The organism is uncultured Oscillibacter sp., from assembly GCF_910587525.1.
Lineage (GTDB): Bacteria > Bacillota > Clostridia > Oscillospirales > Oscillospiraceae > Oscillibacter.
Map to the genome: position 1 here is coordinate 1 of NZ_CAJULS010000158.1, position 4,449 is coordinate 4,449.

Sequence of the window (4,449 nt, forward strand, 5' to 3'; positions counted from 1 at the left end):
CCCGATATCGCTTGGTACGGCGCCCGGGGGCTGGCGTTCATCCTGTTTTTGCTGGTGTTGGCGCTGGGCGTGCTGGCTCTGCTGGTCTCTTCCGCCCGCAGCCTGCGGCTGGGACGGGACCTGGGACGGCTGAACCGGCAGATCGAATCCATCCGCGCCGGGGACCTGTCCACTCCCCTGGACCTGCCGGAGGACGCGGACCTGCGCAAAACGGCGGAGGCCCTCAACGACATTCAGGCGGGAATGAGGACGGCGCTGGCCGAACAGACCCGCAGCGAGCGGATGAAGGTGGAGCTGATCTCCAACGTGTCCCACGACCTGAAAACGCCCCTGACCTCCATCCTCTCCTACGCGGAGCTGCTGCGGCAGGAGGACCTGCCCCCGGCGGCGGCGGACTACGCCCGGGTGATCGATGAGAAGGCCCAGCGGCTGAAAACCATGGTGCAGGATGTGTTTGAGGTCAGCAAGGCGGCGGCGGACCAGCTGCCGGTGTCCATGGAGCGGCTGGACCTAGGGAAGCTCCTGCGGCAGACATTGGCGGATCTGGACGACCCCATCCAAAAGAGCGGCCTGACCTTCAAGACCGACCTGCCGGCGGAGCCGGTGATGATCGACGCCGACGGCAAACGGCTGTACCGGGTGTTCCAGAACCTCATTGACAACGCCCTGCGCTATGCCCTGGAGGGCAGCCGGGTGTACCTGACGCTGAAAACCGCGGAGCGGGCGGCGGAGACCGCGGGCCTGGCTCAGGTCAGCGTGCGCAATACCAGCCGGGACGAGCTGCCCGAGGGTGTGGACTTCACCGCCCGGTTCGTCCGGGGAGACGAGAGCCGCACCGACGGCGGCAGCGGCCTGGGGCTCAGCATTGCCAGCTCCTTTACCGAGGCCTGCGGCGGCACATTCCAGGTGGAGACCGTAGCGGATCTGTTCACCGCCGTGGTGACCTTCCCCCTGGCGGAGACAGAACAGGAGGCGGAGAGATGAAGATGAAAACGCGTATTTTGGCGGCGCTTTTGGCACTGGTCCTCCCGGCCCTGGCGGGCTGCGGGCGGGCCACCCTCACGGTGGAAACCGCCCCTCTGGCGGCGGAGGGCAGGGCCGCCGCCCATACGGAGGACCCCCTTCCCCCCTCCTATGACATCTATGAGACCTTCGGACTGGAGTACGACAAGGCGGAGGACGCCCTGTATTTCGGCGGGGAGCGGGTCCGGTACTTCTTCGATGGGGTGGACACGGGAAGCGGCGGCCAGATTAGCCGGGTGGAGCACATCGACCGGCTGGGAACCGTGGATGTCCGCACGGTCCGGGAGACCGTGGACAACGGCGACGGCAGCGTGAACCCCTTCGGCCCCCTGACGGGGCTGGAGACGGCCAGCCAGGCGGAATTTGACGCCCGGGACATCGGCGCCCTGCTCCACCCCTCCATGGAGGCAACCACAGGCTGCTCCCAGAGCGGCGGAGAGGGGGGCGTATCCTTTGCGGAAATTTTCGCCGCCTACCGGGAATTCGGCGTGGAGTTTGCGGAGTCCCCCGAGGGCTCCGGCGCCGGGAACGTCTACTATCTGGGGGAGCTGGCGGACGCTTTTGCCGACGTCTCCCCCGGCGGCGGTACCTTCGTGTTCCACTCCCGGGACCGGGGGAGCTGCAATGTACGGACGGTCTACGACGGCGAGGGGAATCTCACCGGCGTGGAGCGTGTCACAGGCGGCATTGACCTGGGATAAAAACAACCCCGAAAGAGCGCCGGCTCTTTCGGGGTTGTTTTCTGCCGTTCAGGCCGCTGGAACCCTTGCCGCCCCGCTCCTGCCTGTGTTACAATGCATTTTATAAAATCTTAATTCGGCTTTGTGTGTCCGGATAGATGCCATAAAAAATTATTTTAGATGCTTATCAACAATACTGTTTGGCTGACAAAAAAGCAAATCGAAATTTTTGGAGAAGTGCAAATGGGTACTGGCCAAATTATAGTCGAAATTGTCTTTCTAACATTGGCTGTTGGGGCATTTGTTATCAGTTATCCTCAGTTTAAGGAAAGGGGATACTTTTTCAACAACGCTTATTTCTGGGCCCCGCAAGAGGAACGCAAATAGCTGGATAAAAACAGGGAAAGCAAAAAGTCTCATTACCACCGGTCTGGTATCGCATTTATGTTTATCAGAATCAGCCTTTTGGGTATTTGTTATAATCGCTGCTATTTATGCGGTTGTATTGACTATTCATTTTGAACGGCATGGGTAATACAAATATGAACTTATAGCGCAGAATAAATATTTATCGAAAGCAACTAATACATCAAGCGCACAAAAGTGAATTGGGAGTTTATAAAAACCCCTTTTACCTTTCGTGCTGATGGAGGTTCAATTTTTTAATTTCCCGTCAAAATAACTATGCGGGCAGCCATCGTTGTTCAATGACTGTCCGATAAACTGGAATTTATTTCTTCTCTTTACTCATAAGAGAACAACTGATAGCTACAAATAAACCGATTAAAATCCATGGAAATGCTGCTCCCAAAAAATCATTAACCATACTTCATTCCTCCTTCAAAATCCTAATTTACCATTTTAATTATACCATGTCTGTAAGCGTTACACAAGATATGGCTTAGTGAAAATGCCGGAAGTATCGGCCATCAACACGAAAGGTAAAAGGGACTCATAAAAGGGTGCTTGGAGGAGTCGTTATGACCATTCAGGAAAAAATGCACAGTGGAGAGCTGTACCTGCCCATGGACGGGGCGCTGTTTCAGGAGCAGATGGTGTGTCTGGACTGCCTGTACGACTTCAACCAGACGCGACCTGCGGAACTTGCGCGGCGGGAGGCGCTGCTGCGGGAGATGTTCGCCGAAATCGGGGAGGGCTGCTGCATAGAGCCTCCTTTCCACGCCAACTGGGGCGGCCGCCATGTGCACTTTAGCAGCCATATCTACGCAAACATTAACCTTACCCTGGTAGACGGCACCCACATCTACGTGGAGGATTACACCCAGTTCGGCCCCACGTGGTGGTGGCCACAGCGGGCCACCACCTGCTGCCGGAGCTGCGGGAGCGGGGATATCAGTATAACGCCTCCGTTCACATCGGCCGCAACTGCTGGATCGGCGCGGGAGCCATCCTGGTGCCTGGTGTGCGGATTGAGGACAATGTGATTACCGGTGCGGGCCGGTTTTGTGAACCGGCCCGTATTTTTCGGGAGACTGCCCGCCATTTTGCCGCTTGTGCTTTTTTCGCCTTTGTGTTATTATGTATCAGTTAAAGTATTTCAATCTGGAGGAAACGAATTTGGAACGGGAAAAGGTGCTGGTGCCGGAGGAAGACCTGGCCCGGCAGCGGGAATTTGAGGAGCGGGTCCGGGACATGTTCGCCGCCCGGGAGGCCCATCCGTACGCGTGCGTGGACACCTTCGGCTGCCAGCAGAACGTGGCCGACGGGCAGAAGCTCATGGGAATGCTGGAGCAGATGGGCTTTGCGTTCACCGCCGACCCCAAGGAGGCGGACCTGGTGATTTTGAACACCTGCGCCGTCCGGGAGCACGCGGAGCAGCGGGTTTTTGGAAACCTGGGCATCCTGACCCATACAAAAAAAGAAAACCCCGAACAGGTTATCGCCCTGTGCGGGTGCATGGCACAGGAGGAGCGGGTGGCAAAGCGGGTGCGGGAGTCCTACCGCCACGTGGATCTGGTGTTCGGCCCCCATGCCCTGTGGAAATTTCCGGAGCTCCTCTGCCAGGTCTATGAGACGAAAAAGCGGGTCTTCTCCGTGGCGGACGAGCATGGCACCATTGCCGAAGGCATCCCCGCGGTGCGGGAGGACGGGGTGAAGGCCTGGGTCTCCGTCATGTACGGGTGCAACAACTTCTGCTCCTACTGCATCGTGCCCTACGTCCGGGGCCGGGAGCGGAGCCGGGACCCCGCCGCCGTGCTGGCGGAGGTGGGACAGCTGGTGAAGGCAGGCTATAAGGACATCACCCTGCTGGGCCAGAATGTGAACTCCTACGGGAACGACCTGGACCTTGATTACGACTTCGCGGACCTGCTGGCGGAGATCGACCGGATTCCCGGAGAGTATCTGATCCGCTTCATGTCCAGCCACCCCAAGGACGCCACGAAAAAGCTCTTCGACACCATGGCCCGGTGCTCCCATGTGGCAAAGCAGCTGCATCTGCCCTTCCAGTCCGGCAACGACCGCATCTTAAAGGAGATGAACCGGCGGTACACTCGGGCCCAATACCGGGAGCTGGTGGACTACGCCCGCGGCGTGATGCCCGGGCTGGTGGTGACCAGCGATGTGATCATCGGCTTTCCCGGTGAGACGGAGGCGGAGGCCATGGACACGGTGTCTCTGGTGGAGGAGATCGGGTTTGACGCCCTGTTCACTTTTATATACAGTCCCCGGCCCGGAACAAAGGCGGCGGAGCTGCCGGACCCGGTGCCCCGGGAGGAGAAGCAGA

The 4,449-nt window shown here is 58.7% G+C and carries 5 protein-coding genes; all 5 read left to right on the top strand.

What is annotated here, in order from left to right; translation table 11 throughout:
- On the top strand, positions 1-984 hold a 984-nt coding region (locus QZ326_RS11410), incomplete at its 5' end, for a HAMP domain-containing sensor histidine kinase (protein WP_295745268.1).
- The gene (locus tag QZ326_RS11415; protein WP_295745270.1) at positions 981-1,724 is read left to right on the top strand and encodes a hypothetical protein; all 744 of its coding nucleotides are present in this window, start codon (positions 981-983) and stop codon (positions 1,722-1,724) included. The genes QZ326_RS11410 and QZ326_RS11415, both read left to right, overlap by 4 nt.
- Positions 1,725-2,683: 959 nt before the next feature.
- Complete coding sequence (locus tag QZ326_RS11420; RefSeq protein ID WP_326172110.1) at positions 2,684-3,148, top strand: maltose acetyltransferase domain-containing protein; 465 nt, start codon at positions 2,684-2,686, stop codon at positions 3,146-3,148.
- Entirely contained in the window at positions 3,112-3,255 is a 144-nt protein-coding gene (locus tag QZ326_RS13450) for a hypothetical protein (RefSeq protein WP_365329158.1), read from the top strand. The genes QZ326_RS11420 and QZ326_RS13450 overlap by 37 nt, the downstream gene beginning before the upstream one ends.
- Before the next feature lie 26 nt (positions 3,256-3,281).
- The coding region (gene miaB / locus QZ326_RS11425) for a tRNA (N6-isopentenyl adenosine(37)-C2)-methylthiotransferase MiaB (RefSeq protein WP_295745272.1) at positions 3,282-4,449 on the top strand (1,168 nt) is incomplete at its 3' end.